The organism is Bacillus sp. FJAT-29814, assembly GCF_001510715.1.
Lineage (GTDB): Bacteria > Bacillota > Bacilli > Bacillales > Cytobacillaceae > Neobacillus.
In genome coordinates this window covers 397,298-414,770 of record NZ_LMTJ01000008.1, presented here as the reverse complement: position 1 = coordinate 414,770, position 17,473 = coordinate 397,298, and the positions used below count along the sequence as shown (strand labels likewise).

Annotated in this window: 24 protein-coding genes; 6 read left to right on the top strand and 18 right to left on the bottom strand. The window is 41.0% G+C overall.

Annotated elements, in window-relative coordinates:
- Nucleotides 1–10: 10 nt before the first annotated feature.
- A complete protein-coding gene (locus tag AR334_RS22295; RefSeq protein ID WP_066318122.1) occupies nucleotides 11–1,348 on the bottom strand; it encodes an acetyl/propionyl/methylcrotonyl-CoA carboxylase subunit alpha in 1,338 nt (445 codons plus the stop codon).
- 223 nt (nucleotides 1,349–1,571) lie between these two features.
- On the opposite strand from AR334_RS22295, the gene AR334_RS22290 reads away from it, so the two are divergent.
- On the top strand, nucleotides 1,572–2,045 hold the full coding sequence (locus AR334_RS22290; RefSeq protein ID WP_066318118.1) for an N-acetyltransferase: 474 nt from the start codon (nucleotides 1,572–1,574) through the stop codon (nucleotides 2,043–2,045).
- Nucleotides 2,046–2,086: 41 nt separating this feature from the next.
- Here the strand turns inward: AR334_RS22290 and AR334_RS22285 are convergent, their stop codons facing one another.
- From AR334_RS22285 to AR334_RS22270, 4 genes are all read right to left on the bottom strand, one after another.
- Nucleotides 2,087–2,716 (bottom strand): RsfA family transcriptional regulator, encoded by a 630-nt coding sequence (locus AR334_RS22285; protein ID WP_066318108.1) that lies wholly within the window; start codon nucleotides 2,714–2,716, stop codon nucleotides 2,087–2,089.
- Between the two features lie 76 nt (nucleotides 2,717–2,792).
- Nucleotides 2,793–3,560 carry an enoyl-CoA hydratase/isomerase family protein gene (locus tag AR334_RS22280; RefSeq protein ID WP_066318104.1) on the bottom strand — a complete coding sequence of 256 codons (768 nt, stop codon included), beginning with the start codon at nucleotides 3,558–3,560 and terminating at the stop codon, nucleotides 2,793–2,795.
- Between the two features lie 92 nt (nucleotides 3,561–3,652).
- Entirely contained in the window at nucleotides 3,653–3,826 is a 174-nt protein-coding gene (gene rpmF / locus AR334_RS22275) for a 50S ribosomal protein L32 (RefSeq protein ID WP_066318102.1), read from the bottom strand.
- Nucleotides 3,827–3,916: 90 nt separating this feature from the next.
- Nucleotides 3,917–4,444, bottom strand: a complete 528-nt coding sequence (locus AR334_RS22270) for a DUF177 domain-containing protein (RefSeq protein WP_066318099.1) — start codon at nucleotides 4,442–4,444, stop codon at nucleotides 3,917–3,919.
- 233 nt (nucleotides 4,445–4,677) lie between these two features.
- On the opposite strand from AR334_RS22270, the gene AR334_RS22265 reads away from it, so the two are divergent.
- Nucleotides 4,678–5,904 (top strand): nucleotidyltransferase, encoded by a 1,227-nt coding sequence (locus tag AR334_RS22265; protein ID WP_066318091.1) that lies wholly within the window; start codon nucleotides 4,678–4,680, stop codon nucleotides 5,902–5,904.
- 7 nt (nucleotides 5,905–5,911) lie between these two features.
- On the opposite strand, the gene AR334_RS22260 is transcribed toward AR334_RS22265, so the two are convergent.
- Together AR334_RS22260 and AR334_RS22255 are read right to left on the bottom strand one after the other, a co-directional pair.
- Nucleotides 5,912–6,940: a SepM family pheromone-processing serine protease gene (locus tag AR334_RS22260; RefSeq protein WP_066318088.1), complete on the bottom strand. Its 1,029-nt coding sequence runs from the start codon at nucleotides 6,938–6,940 to the stop codon at nucleotides 5,912–5,914.
- Nucleotides 6,941–6,947: 7 nt separating this feature from the next.
- Complete coding sequence (locus AR334_RS22255; RefSeq protein WP_066318085.1) at nucleotides 6,948–7,727, bottom strand: patatin-like phospholipase family protein; 780 nt, start codon at nucleotides 7,725–7,727, stop codon at nucleotides 6,948–6,950.
- Nucleotides 7,728–7,895: 168 nt separating this feature from the next.
- Here AR334_RS22255 and ylbJ point away from each other — a divergent pair, with 168 nt between their 5' ends.
- Complete coding sequence (gene ylbJ, locus AR334_RS22250; RefSeq protein WP_066318084.1) at nucleotides 7,896–9,107, top strand: sporulation integral membrane protein YlbJ; 1,212 nt, start codon at nucleotides 7,896–7,898, stop codon at nucleotides 9,105–9,107.
- Between the two features lie 43 nt (nucleotides 9,108–9,150).
- Here ylbJ and coaD read toward each other — a convergent pair whose 3' ends face one another.
- The 7 genes from coaD to AR334_RS22215 form a co-directional block, all read right to left on the bottom strand.
- Nucleotides 9,151–9,633: a pantetheine-phosphate adenylyltransferase gene (gene coaD / locus AR334_RS22245; RefSeq protein WP_066318076.1), complete on the bottom strand. Its 483-nt coding sequence runs from the start codon at nucleotides 9,631–9,633 to the stop codon at nucleotides 9,151–9,153.
- 11 nt (nucleotides 9,634–9,644) lie between these two features.
- Nucleotides 9,645–10,205, bottom strand: coding sequence for a 16S rRNA (guanine(966)-N(2))-methyltransferase RsmD (gene rsmD, locus AR334_RS22240; protein ID WP_066318071.1), 561 nt, complete (start codon nucleotides 10,203–10,205; stop codon nucleotides 9,645–9,647).
- A 372-nt stretch (nucleotides 10,206–10,577) separates the two neighbouring features.
- On the bottom strand, nucleotides 10,578–10,853 hold the full coding sequence (locus AR334_RS22235; RefSeq protein WP_066318062.1) for a YlbG family protein: 276 nt from the start codon (nucleotides 10,851–10,853) through the stop codon (nucleotides 10,578–10,580).
- A 141-nt stretch (nucleotides 10,854–10,994) separates the two neighbouring features.
- A complete protein-coding gene (locus AR334_RS22230; RefSeq protein WP_066318060.1) occupies nucleotides 10,995–11,432 on the bottom strand; it encodes a YlbF family regulator in 438 nt (145 codons plus the stop codon).
- A gap of 60 nt (nucleotides 11,433–11,492) precedes the next feature.
- Nucleotides 11,493–11,864 (bottom strand): hypothetical protein, encoded by a 372-nt coding sequence (locus AR334_RS22225; protein ID WP_066318058.1) that lies wholly within the window; start codon nucleotides 11,862–11,864, stop codon nucleotides 11,493–11,495.
- Nucleotides 11,865–11,954: 90 nt separating this feature from the next.
- Complete coding sequence (locus AR334_RS22220; protein WP_066318056.1) at nucleotides 11,955–12,194, bottom strand: YlbE-like family protein; 240 nt, start codon at nucleotides 12,192–12,194, stop codon at nucleotides 11,955–11,957.
- Nucleotides 12,195–12,212: 18 nt separating this feature from the next.
- Nucleotides 12,213–12,617 (bottom strand): YlbD family protein, encoded by a 405-nt coding sequence (locus AR334_RS22215; protein ID WP_066318052.1) that lies wholly within the window; start codon nucleotides 12,615–12,617, stop codon nucleotides 12,213–12,215.
- 146 nt (nucleotides 12,618–12,763) lie between these two features.
- Between AR334_RS22215 and AR334_RS22210 the strand changes: the two genes are divergently transcribed.
- Nucleotides 12,764–13,246 carry a PaaI family thioesterase gene (locus AR334_RS22210; RefSeq protein WP_066318642.1) on the top strand — a complete coding sequence of 161 codons (483 nt, stop codon included), beginning with the start codon at nucleotides 12,764–12,766 and terminating at the stop codon, nucleotides 13,244–13,246.
- Between the two features lie 19 nt (nucleotides 13,247–13,265).
- Nucleotides 13,266–13,640, top strand: coding sequence for a hypothetical protein (locus tag AR334_RS22205; RefSeq protein ID WP_066318042.1), 375 nt, complete (start codon nucleotides 13,266–13,268; stop codon nucleotides 13,638–13,640).
- A gap of 30 nt (nucleotides 13,641–13,670) precedes the next feature.
- Here the strand turns inward: AR334_RS22205 and AR334_RS22200 are convergent, their stop codons facing one another.
- Complete coding sequence (locus tag AR334_RS22200) at nucleotides 13,671–14,621, bottom strand: CAP domain-containing protein (RefSeq protein ID WP_253701339.1); 951 nt, start codon at nucleotides 14,619–14,621, stop codon at nucleotides 13,671–13,673.
- A gap of 302 nt (nucleotides 14,622–14,923) precedes the next feature.
- Nucleotides 14,924–15,358, bottom strand: a complete 435-nt coding sequence (locus tag AR334_RS22195) for a CBS domain-containing protein (RefSeq protein WP_066318040.1) — start codon at nucleotides 15,356–15,358, stop codon at nucleotides 14,924–14,926.
- A gap of 182 nt (nucleotides 15,359–15,540) precedes the next feature.
- Between AR334_RS22195 and AR334_RS22190 the strand changes: the two genes are divergently transcribed.
- Nucleotides 15,541–15,900 (top strand): YugN family protein, encoded by a 360-nt coding sequence (locus tag AR334_RS22190; RefSeq protein WP_066318038.1) that lies wholly within the window; start codon nucleotides 15,541–15,543, stop codon nucleotides 15,898–15,900.
- Between the two features lie 49 nt (nucleotides 15,901–15,949).
- On the opposite strand, the gene AR334_RS22185 is transcribed toward AR334_RS22190, so the two are convergent.
- Together AR334_RS22185 and ctaG are read right to left on the bottom strand one after the other, a co-directional pair.
- Nucleotides 15,950–16,414, bottom strand: coding sequence for a DUF420 domain-containing protein (locus AR334_RS22185; RefSeq protein WP_066318036.1), 465 nt, complete (start codon nucleotides 16,412–16,414; stop codon nucleotides 15,950–15,952).
- Between the two features lie 103 nt (nucleotides 16,415–16,517).
- The gene (gene ctaG, locus AR334_RS22180; protein WP_301337176.1) at nucleotides 16,518–17,423 is read right to left on the bottom strand and encodes a cytochrome c oxidase assembly factor CtaG; all 906 of its coding nucleotides are present in this window, start codon (nucleotides 17,421–17,423) and stop codon (nucleotides 16,518–16,520) included.
- Between the last annotated feature and the right edge of the window lie 50 nt (nucleotides 17,424–17,473).

Below are 17,473 nucleotides of genomic sequence, written 5' to 3'. Positions count from 1 at the left end.
TAAACACTCCTTAATTTACTAATTTTTTAGTTAGAAAGTTGGTTGTATAATTTCCATTTTTAAAGTCGTCATTTGCGAGAATCGTTAAGAACAACGGTGCGTTCGTTTTAATTCCTTCAATATGGGTTTTCTTAAAGAAGGCTTCAGCCTTGGCCAGCGATTCTTCGCGGGTAACCCCATGAACAATGCATTTGGCAATCATAGGGTCATAAAATGGTGTGACAGTTCCGCCCTCCTCATAGCCGGAATCAATCCTTACCCCTGCTTCTTCTCCCCATTTCAGTGCGGTGATTTTCCCCGGGGAAGGCAAGAACCGGACCGGATCCTCCGCATATAGGCGAAATTCAATTGCGTGGCCTGAAGAATGAATTTCCGGCTGCAATAATGGCAAAGGTTTTCCTTGGGCAACAAGAATTTGCCATTTAACCAAATCAAGACCGCTGATCGCTTCGGTAACCGGATGCTCCACCTGAAGCCGCGTGTTCATTTCTAGGAAGTAAAAATTCTCGTTCTCGTCCACGATAAATTCAATTGTACCCGCATTTTTATAATTTACGGCTTTAGCCGCCTTGACGGCCGTTTGGAACATTTTTTGCCGAACAGAATCGGATAGAAACGGTGAAGGAGATTCCTCAACTACCTTTTGATGCCGGCGCTGAATGGAACAATCCCGTTCAAACAAGTGGACGATATTACCAAAAGAATCCCCGAACACCTGAACCTCCACATGCCTGGCTGAAGCTATATATTTTTCAATAAACACTTCATCTGAACCGAAATACGTTTTTGCACGGGATTTTGTCGAGGCATAGGACTTAACGAGCGCTTGCTCATCTTCACAAAGCACCATACCGATACCGCCACCACCGCCGCTTGCCTTCAACATCACGGGATACCCTATTTCCCCTGCAAGTGAGCATGCCTCTTCTATCGTTTTCAAGCCGTGACCGCTTCCCGGAACAACCGGAACACCAGCCTTTTCCATCGTTTGGCGCGAAACAATTTTATCACCCATTAATTCGATTGTTTCAGGATCTGGTCCAATAAAAAGGATTCCTGCCTCGATTATTCGTCTAGCAAAATCGGAATTTTCCGATAGGAAGCCGTAACCTGGATGAACAGCATCTACATTTTCTTCTTTGGCTGAGGCAATTATTTTTTCAACCTGCAAATAGGATTTATTTACGGGCGGTTCCCCGATACATACCGCCTTGGTGGCAGCCTTTACAAATGGCATATCACGGTCGGCTTCGGAATAGACCGCAATGGTTTCAATCCCCATATCATGACAGGTTCCAATAATCCTTAATGCGATTTCTCCCCGATTGGCAATTAAAATTCTTTGCACTTTTTTACCCCCTTTGTTTCATCCAATTATTATCTTTCTACATCGTTCCGGTAATTTCCTGCAAATTTTGAAAACGCTTCCGGTGTTTCTTTGGAGAAATTTTTGTTATTATGATATATAATGAAAGTAATTCATTTGAATAATCTAAAAATTATTCATTCCATGTTATTCTTGAAAAGAAGGTTTTAGACGATAATAATTTACGATTTCAGGAGGCAGACAGATGGGGACAAAAGTGGAGAAATTAAAAATTAACTTTAAGACTCTTGAAGAATTTAAAAAGTTTAAAGAATATGGACTTCAGGAACTTTCGATGGTGGAAGATCTTGAAGCCAACATGGTCGATAATGACATTGATTCTCCTTTCTATGGGATTTATTTCGGAGATAAGCTGGTTGCGAGAATGAGCCTTTATCAAATTGACGCCAAATTCGACCGCTATTTTTATCCGCCGCAGAATTATGTGGAGATATGGAAGCTAGAGGTTCTACCTGATTATCAAGGGCGCGGCTATGGAAAACAGCTCGTTGAATTTGCCAAAAGCTTTGGCTTGCCAATAAAGACGAACCCAAGAGTCCAATCCCGTGATTTCTGGGAAAGAATGGGCTTTACAAGCGTGGATTATGATATGGAACGTGACCGGGGCGAAAACCCGCTGGTCTGGTATCCAGAAGGCGTCGAGGCACAGCACAGCTAGACAATAATGAAAAAAAGCGGACAGATGATGTCCGCTTTTTTCTATTTTTCCACTCTTTCAAGATTGCCGTTCTTATCCATCTGGAATTTCACCTTTTGCTGGCGGTCCTCTTCCTTTAGGACAACCATTTTACGGGCCTTTTCCATGATTTCCAATAAGGAGCGATAGTCCTCCTCAACTGATTTTAGACTCGTTGCAAGTCTTTCATTTTCTGCGGCCAAGTAGTATGTTTGTTTTTCTAGTTCTTTAATTCTTTCAAGCGACCCATTCCTGTCCGCCTCGATGCTCTTATGTTGCTCTGCCCTTTGATATATATCTTCCAAATACTTCATCACCTCGGGAAACGTAAGCGTGGTTTCCTGCTCCGGATTGTGCTGGCTTGGTTCGGTTATCACGTTGTCTATTTCCGGTTGCTTGGCTTCTTCAAAGGACACTGGCTGCTTCTTTAATTCTTTTCTCTGCTTCTTGGCAAGTTCAATTCCTGATTTATACTGCTTCCTTACATACGAGTTCCAGCGAAAACCGCAGGCAGCAGGTGTCCTTGATAATTGTTTTCCTACTTCTTCAAAGGCCTGCAACTGGGTTCCGCCTTCACGAATGTGCCGTAAAATCACTTCCGCAAGCAACAAATCCTCATCTTGGGTCCAGGCATCTTGCCGGGTTGGTGACATTTTATTCCCTCCTAGTAGTGTTTTTATAATACATATGCATCTACTAGAAAAGATAGACTTGGACAAGAGCGGTCTTTTACTGTTTATTGCCCGTTTTCTTAAGGAATTTATTAACGTGTTCATGATGGGCTTCACTTTCCCACAATAAAGCGCAATTTCTCACTTCTTCTTCCATTCTTTCACGGAGGTTGGAATCATGCCATTTCCTTGTCCAGATGTTTTTATAGGCATGTAAAACGCCAGCCTCCTTCATGAGGATTTTATCCATGAAGGCTTCACATTCTGCCAGAGGATCTCCGGTGTAGATAGCGTCAATGAATCCCCCTTGTTGTAAAACTTCAGCAGGATGCTGTTCGGCATCCATTAATAGCTTCATCGCAAAAGCCGGGGCCAATTTCTCTGCTAATATTGTACCTCCGCCCCACCCTGTGGTAATCGCCTGTCTCCCTTGAACAAAACCTGCTTTAATTCCTTTTTTCGCCAACCGAAAATCACATGCTGCCGCAAGTTCACACCCACCGCCTATGGCTGTACCATTTAGCAAAGCAATAGTTGGTAGCGGCAGGGTTACTAGCGAATAAAGAATGCCAGCCATTTTTGACAGCATCGGGTATGCATCTTCCTTTGTATGAAGAAGGTGAAAAACCGACAAGTCCCCGCCTGAGCAAAATGCACGGTCACCCTCGCCGATTATTACCAGCGCCTTTACCCCGAATTGCCGGGATTTCTCAATTGCCTCCGTCAAGCCTTCCATTACATCATAATTAATGGCATTGCGCTTTTCATTTCTTTTGATTGTAAAAAGCATATATCCTTTATCCCGGAACTCAAGCGAAAATGACATCCTGCATCCCCCTTAATCAATTGATTTATGTATGGCTAAAATGACAAAAGCACAAGGGCTTTCTAGCTCCTTGTGCTTTATCTAAGTAGTTATTAGTCGTTCACTACGTCTTTTCCTTTGTATGTTCCACAAGCTTTACATACGCGGTGAGCCAATTTCATTTCACCACAGTTTGGGCATGCTACCATACCAGGAACGTTTAACTTAAAATGAGTACGACGCTTTCTTTTTGCAGTTTTAGAAGTTCTTCTAAAAGGTACAGCCATTCTTCCCACCTCCTTATAAGAAAAGCAAAGACGCGCAAGTCCGCGCCAAAAGTCAGACAGTTCTTTACTTTGGTTTCTTGTAATTTCCGATTATGATTCGGAAGATGAATTGTCTTTGTCAAAAAACTTGGCAAGCCCCGCAAGTCTTGGATCAACTTTATCGGACACTGCCTCTTCCTGTACAACTTCCCAATCCTTGCCTGATTGCGGTGCTGCATCTTCAGCATCGAAATCGTCGCAAAAAACCTGCATTGGAATCTCAAGTAAAATAATCTCGCGAATAATTGGGCTTAAATCAATGACATCGCCTTTTACCTGATGCGCTTCCTCCTCCGCTTGGTAAATCGAATCTTGCAAAAGGAATGTTTCAGTTGTTTCGACATTAATTGGATACTTCACATCTACTAATGTCCGAGAACAAGGGAGAATCAAATAACCTTCGATATTTAAGTGAAAGGTAATCCTGGTTGAACCAATATCTCCGCGACCGCTAATCTGCATTGGCGATACTTCACGGATGGTCGGATCATCCTGTTTGATTTCATCAAACCGAACGGTTTCGTTGATGTTAAAATCCTTGTTTCGATATTTTTGTAATTGAGTTAATGTCCATTTCAAATGAATCACCCCAAGGCAACAAAAGTAATTATAGCCTTCGATAATATTTTTGTCAATATTTTTTCTTTACACCCAACAGGGTGAATTTTTAATGAATGAAATAAAAGTTTTACCATACTAGTGTATCCATAATAGTCATTTCAAAACATCCTTACTATCATACCATATAATCAGGTTGGATTCTTCATAATTTTGCTATAATGGTAATAATCATTGTCTAAAAGGAGAGAGAAATGAAAGCTGTTGGAGTTATTGTCGAATACAATCCATTTCATAATGGACATGCCTTTCATTTGCGTGCTTCAAAAGAGGCATCGAAAGCCGATATTGTCATTGCGGCAATGAGCGGAAATTTTTTGCAGCGAGGGGAACCAGCCCTTGTATCAAAATGGTATAGAACAAGGATGGCCTTAATGAATGGAGCCGATCTTGTCTTTGAACTGCCATATGGCTTCGCTGTCCAGCATGCGCAAAATTTTGCTAACGGTGCAGTCTCTATGTTAACAGCGGTAGGCTGCGATTTTCTATGCTTTGGCAGTGAAAGCGGGGAAATCGACAGTTTCTTCAAAACGATACACTTTCTTCAAACACAACAGAAAACATATAACGATAACATTAAGAGGCTTATTGACACTGGTGTCAGTTATCCAAAGGCAGCTTCCCTTGCCTTTCACCAATTGCCAAGTTCAGGACAGTTTCTGGATTTAGCAAAGCCCAATAACATTCTGGGTTTTCACTACATAAAGGCCATACTGGATCAGAATAGTTCGATTACACCTTTAACAATTACCAGGAAAAATGCAAATTATCACGATGAGCACTTTGCATCCGAAACGATTGCTAGTGCGACAAGCATTAGAAAAGCCATTTTCTCGAGCGAAAAACACGATGTTGATGTTGGCCAATATGTCCCCCCACAGACCAAGCAGCTTTTGAATGAATATTATCACCAATATGGCTTGTTTCATCGCTGGGAAAATTACTGGCGTTTTTTGCAATACCGTCTTCTCCAAACCACTCCCGAACAATTAAGGGAAATTTACGAGGTAGAAGAAGGGCTGGAAAACAGGTTAATCGCGGCCGCATTGGAAGCTTCAAGCTTTCTAGAGTTCATGGAAAAGCTTAAGACAAAACGATATACATGGACGAGACTGCAAAGAGTATGTGTTCATATTCTTACCAACGCCACCAAAACGGAAATGACAAGGTTCTCTGACAAAGCTTCGTATCTGCGTCTGCTAGGCATGTCTACTGCCGGAAAAGAGTACTTAAATAGGCAAAAAAAACTTTTAGGGTTGCCACTCGTTTCAAAATTATCCGCGTACAAGCAAGAAGACATCCTGCTTGATGTAAAAGCGACCCGAATTTATAACATGGCCATTCCTTTTGCTCAAACAAAAAATTTGCTCCAGCAGGAGTACAGTCATCCACCCATTTATTTAGCAGAAAAAGACAGATGATACCTTATCACCTGTCTTTTTTCATGGGCAATTTTTCGAGATAGCTGACAGCTTCATCAAAGGAGTCAATCGGGATGATTTTCATTTTGGTATTTATATTGCGCCCTGTTTTAACTGCAGCCCGGTAATTTGAATTCTTTGCCCCCTTTTCATTAGGTGCAAGAAAAATATCGGCACCCGCCTGATCAGCGGCAACAATTTTCTGCTCAATCCCACCAATCGGCCCTACTGTTCCATCAGGGTCAATTGTTCCTGTTCCTGCAATTTGGTAGCCCCTAGTGAAATCCTCTTTTGTTAATTGATTATAAATTTCCAAAGAAAACATCAGGCCTGCTGAGGGACCGCCAATATCGTCCGTCTTGATGGTTACTTCCGGGTCAACGACGATTTCTTTATCATCGACGAGGGAAATTCCGATTCCCACCCTTTGAGGATCGTCCTTAAAAGGTTGTAAAGCGAGGGTGATTGTATCCTCTTCATCATTTCTTGAATAGGTTAAGCTAACCTTTTCACCGGCTTGCTTACTGCCGACATAATCAATAAATTCCTTAGAAGAAGGGAATGTTTGACCATCTACTTTAAAAACACGATCACCAGGCTTTAGTTTACCGGCGGCAGGCATGCTGTCCATTACCTGCATCACATAGATTCCTTTATAATCATAGCTTACCGGCAACCCAGCTTTTCGATAAGCCACTTCGATGGCATTCAGCTTTGATGCCGCCATTAAATGAAGTTGCCTCACATTGTACTCTTCTTCTGTTTCCTTTGTACTCAATATCATATGCTGGGGGTAGATTTCATCATACTTTCTCAGTTTTGCCTCCAAATAAGAATAAATGTTGGCTTTGCCCATTCTTATAGTTGTCAGCATAAAATTCCCGTTTTCCCGATAGCCATTTTCCACCTTGATAATGGGTGCGAGCTCCTTAGCCATTCCAGGTTTCGACACGTAGTACGGCAAGGTATAATACATCCCCCCTATAAGCAGAAAAGCAAGCAGCACTGCGAAGCTGATTAGTAGTTTTTTGCGCATTGTGAGGTCAACCTTTCCACATCTTAATTTCAGATTCAATTTGCTTTAAATGTTTTTTTGCTTCTTCCTCTCCAATTGCGATTATTTCGTCAATGTTCGTGAAGGAGCGCGAACTGTATTGTTCAACAGGTGGCCGAATAATAGTATCGGCAGCCATTTTTCTGTAACTAAGGACTTCTGTTTGCATAATATCAATGCTTTGCATGATCACATCGTAAATTGAGGTAATTTCAGCGTTCCGTTTCACTCTTGACACATCAACGGCAATGACGATATCCGCCCCCATCTCCTTGGCAACAGAGACTGGAACCCGGTCGCTAACCCCGCCGTCAATCAGAAGTCTTCCATTATATTTTTCAGGAACAAATATACCTGGAATTGAAATACTTCCTCTAACCGCTTCCGCTATCGGGCCCTGTTTAAAAACGACCTTTTCGCCTGTCAACAGGTCAGTGGCGACAATTCCGATTGGAATATCCAATTCCTCAATGTTTTTTCCATGAGTAAACATTCTAACGAAGTCTTTTACTTTCTTTCCAGCTATAAATCCCATTTTAGGAACGGTAAAATCCAAAAAATATTTTCTTCTGAATGCCAAGGAGAATTTATATAACCGGTCAAGATCAATACCTGCCCCGTAGAAGCTGGCGACAAGCGCACCCATACTGCTTCCGGCGATTAAATCAATTGGGATCCCTGCATCCTTTAACACCTTGATAACACCCAGATGCGCGAACCCTCGTGCGCCGCCAGCTCCTAGTGCCAAGCCAATTTTAGGGTGCTCCATTACAAGTACCTCCCATATGAAACGTTGTTCAATCTTATGGTCTAAATCAATATTCTATGAGTATATTTATTTTTGTAGGGACAAGGTTGAATGAACGAATAATTCCTATTTTAACATTGAAATGATTCAATTCCCAATCCTACCCATAGAAAGGAGGGAGCCTCTTTCATGCTTCGTTCAAAGCTCAAAACACTTCTTTTAGCTATTACCGGGATCATATTAGCACTTTCCCTCGTTTCTTACCCGGAGGAATCCTTTGAAGCCTCGATTCGTGGCCTTAATATGTGGTGGAAAATCGTCTTTCCTTCCCTGTTGCCGTTTTTCATTGTCTCGGAAATGTTAATCGGATTTGGTGTGGTCAAATTCATTGGAGTTCTTCTGGAACCGTTGATGAGGCCTTTATTTAAAGTGCCTGGAGTAGGTGGATTTGTCTGGGCAATGGGCTGGGCCTCCGGATATCCTGCCGGAGCAAAATTCACTGCCAGAATGAGACAAGAAGGCCACTTGACGCAAATTGAAGCAGAAAGACTGGTTGCCTTCACTAACTCCTCAAATCCGTTGTTTATTTTCGGAGCAGTAGCAGTAGGTTTTTTTCATAATGCCCATCTCGGACTTCTCTTGGCTGCCGCCCACTACTTGGGCAATATCTGTGTCGGGATTAGTATGCGGTTTTATGGAAAGGAAACACCAGACAAAGCAGATGAACAAGGGAAAAATTTAAAGATTAGGGAAGCATTGTCTGCCCTGCACCAAACTAGATTAAAAGACAACCGGCCAATAGGCAAACTATTGGGCGATGCGGTCAGTTCATCCATCCAAACTTTATTGATGGTCGGCGGGTTTATCATTTTATTCTCTGTAGTCAATAAGCTTTTATATCTTCTACATATCACCGAAGCATTGGCAAAATCAATCGAGATCTTGCTATCGGTATTTACATTTCCGGAAATGTTAAGTATTCCGTTCATTTCAGGGCTTTTTGAAATTACCTTGGGAAGTGATTTGATCAGCCGAGTTGACGATGCCTCCCTGCTGCAGCAGGCCGTCATGACCAGCCTGATCTTGGGATTCAACGGTTTTAGTGTTCAAGCCCAAGTTGCAAGCATTTTGGCCCAAACCGATATCCGCTTTAAGCCGTTTTTCTTCGCCCGGATCATGCAAGGTGTATTTGCCGGTTTGTTTACCTTGATATTATGGAACCCTGTTTATGTTCGTTTTAACAACAAGGAACAGCCTGCGGACGCGCTGCCAGTTTTTGGTGACGGAGCACGGGACCTTTACCATAACATGATTGATATCGGGCCACTCATCACGATTTTTTCTTTAATGATGTATGTCATCATTTTGTTTTTCCGAATGAAAAATAATCCCAAACTATAAAAAGAGCTTAGCAAATAGCTAGCTCTTTCTTCTCTTTCTTTTTCTATTCTTTGTATTTTTTCTTAAGTTCCTTTTCTACTGCCGGAGGTACTAGACCGGAGATGTTTCCGTTGTATTTTGCTGCTTCTTTGACAATGCTTGAGCTTAAGAAGGAATATTGATTGTTGGTCATCATAAAAAAGGTTTCAACATGATCATTTAAATATCTGTTCATCGATGTAATTTGCATTTCGTACTCAAAGTCGGAAACAGCCCGCAGGCCACGAAGAATCGTAGTGGCATTTACACTCTTGGCATAATCCACGAGCAGGCCGGAGAACTCGTCGACCATTACATTCGGAAAATCCTTTGTCACTTCTCGTATAAGGCTAATTCTTTCTTCGACAGTAAACAGCGGGTTCTTGGATGAGTTATTTAACACGACAACATAGACCTTATCAAACACTTTGGCCCCTCTGCGAATAATATCCAAATGACCATATGTAATTGGATCAAAACTTCCCGGACAAACGGCGATACTTGCCAAAATGACTCCCCCTATTCTTCAATTACGCTTGAATAAATTGTAACAGCAATAATGCCATATTTTTCATGTTTCATCCGCACAAAATGCCCAACCGCTTGAGGTAATTCTACGTCAAAACTATGCTCACAGACAACTATACTGTTTGCATTTGCTAAATTATGTTCATCGATTTTTTCCATCAGATTGATAATCTGCTGTTTTTTATAGGGCGGGTCCAAAAAAATATAATCAAACCGGATTTCTCTTTTAACTAACGCCTTAAGGGCACGCTCGGCATCATTTCGGTAGATTTCACTTTGCTCTTCGAGTTTACAAGAGCCAATATTCTCTCGGATGGTTTGAATTGCTTTGCCGTCACGGTCAACAAAGACAACTTTTTCCAATCCTCTACTTAAAGCTTCTATCCCCAAACCGCCGCTGCCCGCAAACAGGTCCAAGCCTATGCCGCCATCAAAATACGGACCAATCATATTAAAAATGGCTTCCTTTACTTTGTCCGTTGTCGGTCTTGTTGAAGTCCCCGGAACGGCTTTAAGAGGTTTTCCTTTATAAACTCCAGAAACCACTCTCACAACATATCACCACATTTTTCTTGAAAATAAAATTTCATTATCCATCCTATCATAATTTATAAAATATAGACAAATGAACTCATAATTGGATGCGCCAGCGGTACAGACAAAGGAAGCCGGAAGGGAAATTTTAAAAAAAGACGTATAAGCTTGTTTGATGTGGAAATAATGTAAGTAACAACATCAATTCGAGGATGTTGTTGCCAACCGCGGAGAAGACTTACGTTTCCCCATAAGTTCTTCCTCCGGTTTCTCCTCTCCCTTTGCCTTCTATCCTTTTTTGGGAATTAGAAGGACCCTGTGGAAATCCACGGGGTTTTTTTTATTGCAATCAAAACCATTAAAAAAGGCGAGGATGTTTGCCCTCACCTTTTAGATTCCCATTTTATAATCATACTCTTTTGCTTTATCCGGCGCTGAATTCTCGTATTCCATTTTGAGGAATGGCTTATAAGAAGGTTCAACTTTTTTTACAAACGAAAAAGCGGACAGCTTTTCGATCAATTCTTCCACTTCATGCTGATTGCAATATAATACCACATATTTTAGTCTTTTCGATACATAATGGACGTTGCCGAAGCGTCTTAGCATCTTCGCTTGCTTCAACGAATAAAGCCAAATGACCAATCCTTGCCTTTGCATAAACATACGATTTTCCCCTTAACATAACCATCATTTTACATAAGTCTAGCATATGAAACCACAATATATCAATTCAAACTTTCCTTTTAGTTAACCGCATCTGGTAAATCAAATAAAAAAATCAGCTTGGATTCAAGCTGATTTTTTTCACCCGCACCCGCAGCTTCCACCGCTGCCGCAGCCACTTCCGTGACCATTATCAAAGAAAGGGTTTCCCGTGGGAACCTTTATATGTTTAGAAACGGCTCCTCCGATAAGCAGGCTTATTTCATCCAACAGGCTTTGCAGGTCATTTTCCGCCAATTTGAAGTCGGCCACATGTGGGTCTAAATCCATTTCCCGTTTGAATTCACGGACTTGCATCATCACTCGTTTATAGTCAGGATGGTACTTGCCAAACCTCTGGACTTCTTCATAAAGCTCCTTCAAGCTGGTAAACCGTTTTATTTTATTTTGTGCCTCGCGGCTTGATTGCAATTTATATAGACTGATCCGGTATTGTTCGGCTACATCCGATTCAAGGATCATTTTTGCCAAATCTTCAGCGTACTCCAGTAATTCAATTCTTTCTAATGTAGCAAGCACTCTTCGCCCACCTCCAAAGCCATTTTAACATGAAAACCTGGAGAAAGCGAAAATTTCCGTTTATTTAGGGATTTTTACCAAGAATTCTTTCTTAAGGCCATATGGCTCATTGTTTAAACTCACCACTTCAATACCGATTTTATGACTGCCTGGTGAGAGTCCTTTTATAATAAATGCGGCTTGTGCTTCCTCCGACTTTCTTTGCCCGTCTACCCAAATAATGATTTTGCCGGTTTTTTGGCCGGGATGTTCCGGTTCACGAAAACTGATGCCTCCTACAATACATTCAACAAGAATTTGGTTGCCCTTTGTTTCGTGATTTACGTAAAGAGAGGGAAATTCCTTGGGAGCCGCTTCCGCGCCAAGAAGGAACCCTTCTGAAAAAAAGCCTGTCAATAGGATTAAAAAACAAACTTGCAAAAACTTATTCATGGCGTACCACTCCTTATGACTGTATTGTTTGCCCGTAAATAATTTTTTAACCAAAATAAAAAGGCCACACCGATCTGCAATGTGCCCTTGTCAGTTTTGATTTTTCATGGCTTGAAACATGGAAAACATCATTGTCGCCATTTGAACGCCATAGGAGAATTTTTCTACCTGATGCGGAATTGTCTTTTTATAATGATGCAGCGAGGCCACCTCAAACGCCTGTATATCATAAGGGTTTCTCGACAATTTCCGATACCACATTGGCTGTTCCCGAATAAATCGTTTTAGATCCTTCTGCCCTTCCAAATAATCCAGTACCTCTTTTCTCATCTGATTTGCCCCTTTTATTTAATCTTGTCTAAAGGAAAATGGATGCGGCGGTGCTTCGGGTGGTTTTACCTGATTATTTTGGCTATTAGTTCCCTGAAATTGTGCAAGTAGCCCTTGAACGGCCGCTACGGCCTCACTCGCATTTTGAAGGTATGTTTGCATTTGATTTGGGTCCAAATTCTTGAACATCCCCATCACATTCGACATAAAGTCACTCTTGCCTTCTTTTTCATTTTTGGCGGTAACCTTTGTGTCTGTCCCTATAGATTCCCAGCGTTTGTCATCCTCCCCCAACAAATACCAGTCCTCATATAATTCCTGCCAGGTGGCATTGCCTTTTCTTACCTCTTGGATAATTGTTGGATTACTTTTTACGAACTCTTTAAATTTTATAACGGAAGGGTGCAATTTTTTTTGTGCCATTGTTCTCACCTCAGCCCAAATTAATCCCATATTAAAATATGATACAAATCGAAAAAGGTGAAAACGTTAAGCAGGATAAAATATTTATAATTACAATAGGAAGTGTTAAGATGTGTTATGAAATAGTAACGAAAGAGGTAAACAAAATGACTGATCAATTAAGACAACTATTAGAATCATGTATTGAAAATGGCACGGAGACAGATTTACAGGTGCTGAATATACTTTTACAAGGGGTTCAAAAGAGAAGCGAACGGAACAGCGACTCTTATGTCGGCGAGCTGCTTCATATGGAAAGAAAAATCGACAATCATACTTGTGAAATCGTAATCCCGATTAATCCTGCCATTCACAATAATTTGAATATCGTCCACGGCGGTATCACAGCGACCGTACTTGATACAGCAATGGGTTCTCTGGCAAATTATATACTTCCAGAAGGATTTGGGGCAGTCACCAATCAATTAAATATCCATTATATTGCTCCTGGAATTGGCGACCAGTTGCGCTGCTGCGCAGAGATTATTCATCAAGGAACAAAAACAGTCGTCATTTCGGGCGAAGCTTTTCGAAGTGATGGAAAAAAAATCGCCCACGCAACAGGTACGTTCTTTATCATTCCAAAATGATTCAAGGAGAGTTAACGTAATGGTCACTGCCATCTTAATCCCGATTGTTTGCTTTTATTTTTATTGGCTTACCAAGAAAGAAATGAAAGAGTACGACCAAAAATGGCTTGCAGCTGGTGATATTGCCCATGAGGCTGTTTTAAAAGGGATAATAAAAGGGGTTCGTGCCGAAAAACAGCGTTATTACTACAATCGCTACCTTTACGTCCAAATACTTTCATTACAAACCGACGGCAAGATTATAACCGTAAAAAAAATGTCTCCTCTCACGAAAGACACGAAACCGGACAACATTTCCGTCGGCGAAATAATTACTGTTTACGGAAGCTGGGAGGGCAATACATTTCTATTTAATGAATATAAAAGAGAGAAAAGTAGTTATGAAATCAAATAGGGACAGATTTTCTGTCCCTATCTCCTTAAATCATTCCTCCGCTTTTTGTATAAAATTCTGGGTATAATACTTTTGATAAACCCCGACTCCTAAATGGGTAAAGTCTTTATTTAACAGCGACTCCCGGTGGCCTTTACTATTCAGCCAACCTTCAACGACAGCCGGTGCATCCGTATAATTTGCCGCAATATTCTCCCCCGCCGCCTTGTAGGCCACCTCTGCCCGATTTAAGCGGTCGGTAAGACTGCCAAATGTTCTCGATTCATGAGAAAAGTCATTGTTTTCCGCCATATCCTTGCTATGTCCATAGGCGACTTCCGCCGTATTTTCATCCCATTTAAGTGGCGACAATTGATGCCGCATTCTTAGTACATTGGTGATTTCAAAAATTTCCTGTTCCGTTCCAGATTGAATCGAGTCCCACATTTCCTCAGTGGGAATCGCAGCCTCAATCAGATCTCCACGATACACCAATTCGTATGGCCTTTGTTTAATTAATGTTTCCGCCGTTAAAAAGCGGACACTTGAAAGCGTTCCAGTAAACTTATCTATATAAAGCTGAACATATATATCGCCCAACTGTACCATTGGCCGGAGATTAAGGTCATTATCATTCAGTTCAAACCGATAAGAATTTCCATTGTATTCAATATTAATATTAGTATCTATAAATTGCGTGATAAATATTTCCTCCACCGGCTGGCCGATCTTAAACGGGGCAACATTTATTTTCTCCCCGAGCGCAAATACCGTTACAACTTGGTTATTTTGAACGCCCACCTGCGCATAGCGATTATAATCCAGATTATAGATATACCATTGATAACCATAAAGCGTCTCATCGATTCGCTGCGGCGGTCCTAGTTCATTTTGCAGGTCAGTCAGGTTTTTGCCTATTAATAGTGAAATTCCTTCGGCAGGCTTTTCGGAAACTTTTCTTTTTTGGCCCTGTTCATTACTAGTTGACCAAGAATGTTCCATTTCCGATGTATGATCCTCTTTAACTAAAACCTGATCCTGATTTTTTCCATTTATACCAGCATAAAATGCGATAGTTAAGATTACAGCTGAAAGAATCAAAATTCTAAATAAGGCTCGCAGAGGTTTACCCCCTCTCTATTTCTTTCTCTATCATTATACGTACTGTTAAAATAATTATATCATTTATAACGAATTTAGTAATAGAAGATATCAAAAAAATCTGATATATAGGCGGCAGATAAATAAAACAGGTACTTTTTGTACCTGTTTAAAAGAAGTAACCTATTTTCAAGAATAATAATTTAGTGCTGAACCCCATTATAATTTTGTTCCGATATTTCCGTAAGTGCCTGCTTCGCCTGGTCATCTGTTAATTCCCTGATTGCAAAGTCCCCGAGTGAGACAATGCCAACCAACTTCCCATTTTCGACTACAGGAAGCCGGCGAATTTGATGCTCTGCCATCAACTTGGCTGCATCCCTGCTGGTAGCCTCGGGCGTAACAGTAATAAGATTATCACTCATAATATCTTCAACTTTTGTTGATCCCGGATGTTTTTCCGCTACACCTCTAATGACGATATCCCGATCGGTGATCATTCCGACAAGTTTATCCTCGTCGACAATCGGAATCGCACCGACATTGAGTTCCTTCATCTTTACTGCAACCTCATACACATTATCCAACAAAGTGCAGCACTCAATATCATCAGTCATAATATCGCGAATTCTTTCCATCCTATCGCCTCCGGAGATTTTCTGTTATCCCTAATAGCATTTTCACAATTCTATTGATTTATTCGTTATTGAATTCATTGCAAGTTATTCCTTTTTCATCTATTATTAAAAATGAATTCATCTTGCTATAAATCCACCAATTAAACAAAGGGGAATGGCAGCGTTTTAGGAGGGAGTTTATCATGAAATTTGAAAATACCGGAATTGAAAAAATGAAGGCAGAACTCAATCGTTTGGATGAGGTAATGGAAGCCCATAAATTGGTTCGTGCCGGACAGTGGGACTATGAACGGGTTACATACGACCGCAAGTTTGAAATGAGGGAGGGAACATTTTACCTTCGCCTTCAAGGCTATGCAGTGGAAGGAGATGTCGATACCTTCAATGCAACGATTCAATTAATGACTCCGCTGCTCGGAAAGCACTATTATCCACATGGGGTCGAGTATGGTGAAGGCGAGAACTTCCCAGCATCACTTGTGAACCAATGCAAAAAGATTATTGAAGACGTTAAAAACGAAATCAGCAAATTTGCAGAATAAAAAACAAAGGGCACATGACTAGTTCATGTGCCCTTTGTTTTGCAGTTGCTTAAAAGCCGAGAATTGCCTTAATCATGGATGTCGTTTCGCCGCCATGATAAAAAACGTACAACAGCAAATAGACTGCTACACCGGTGATGGCGGTACAAAACCAGACAATACTGGTAAACGGGCCAAGCTTACGGTGAAAGGAAAGCTTATTTTTATATCCGGATAGTAACGACAAGACTCCGAGGATTGCACCAAGCGTAGCCAATGTGATATGAAAAATTAAAAAGAATGTGTAGTAGATTTTGATATCGTCCGGCCCGCCAAACGCAGTATTTCCAATAAAAACTGTTCTTGATGCATAAATGACAAAGAAAATCAGTGCAAAAACTGCTGCTAAAGTCATTGTCTTTCTGTGTTGCTCAATTTTCCTCTTGTATATTTGCCGCCAGCCAATTGCAACTGTTATACCGCTTAAAACAATAAAAGTTGTACTAATTGTAGGCAAAATTGGTAATGAGTCCATTTTCGGTTCCTCTCTTTTTCACGTATTCTACCATAATAGTAGAGTACCCGAGCTTTTTTTTCAACGAATGCAGTAAAAATAAAATCTCCCTGATTCAGGGAGATTATTTTACCGGGGATGGATTGAAGTTTTGGTTCATCATCTCTTCAGCTTCAGCTTGATCCTTGCGGACCCATTCAAAAAATACCCGGAACAAAATCGCGCCATAAATCACTTCCTGCATCACCTTCATCAGAACCCCGCCAAGTTGCTGGTCATGAACAAGGGACATTGAGCTAAACAACTCCGGGCCGCTTATATTTAGGCTGGCAAAGTTGGCTGATCCGACACATAGGGCCATCACCTTGCCCCAAACTGCAGGATCGGAATAAGTAGCATAAAGTGACGTATCGGCAAAGATGATTAGGGCACAAGCTGGTGTGATCAGAATTCCATCCGCAAAAATGTAGGCCACTTTCTTTAGGCCGCTCAGATTTTGATGCTCAGGCAGCTGATTGAGCAATGGCCACCACATAAAGACGGCGACTACAAACAGAACAAAGGTGTAGGCGGTATGAAGCCAAAAACTTTGCATGACATGATCAAAAATTAATGGAATATGGTAAAACGAAAATAAACCATTAAAGACAATTAAGGCGATCAGCGGTTTTGTGAAAAACTTAAATAAGTGGTTAATGATTCTGACCTCAAACAGCCTTCTCCATACCCAGGCAGGGATGGCAAAAATAAACAGCGGCGGGATAAGTAACACCAAGGCTACCATTTGAATCATATGAACATAAAACATCAGATGGGCCATGACATCCAAGGGAGAACCTTTAATAGCGTAAATAAGTGCCATTGATAATAAAAACAAAAAAATCTGTTGTTTTGTTAATTTTTCACTGCCAGGAAACAGATGCCGGTATTTTATAGTGAGCAAAAAATAGCCTGCAGTAACAGCAACCATAAACAGTAAGAAGTATGGGCTCCAGAGTGCTTTAAATCCGAAAATATCTAATGCCAGCACTATATATCACCTCAATCGTATTAGGAAGACTCATTACTTTAATTATACCT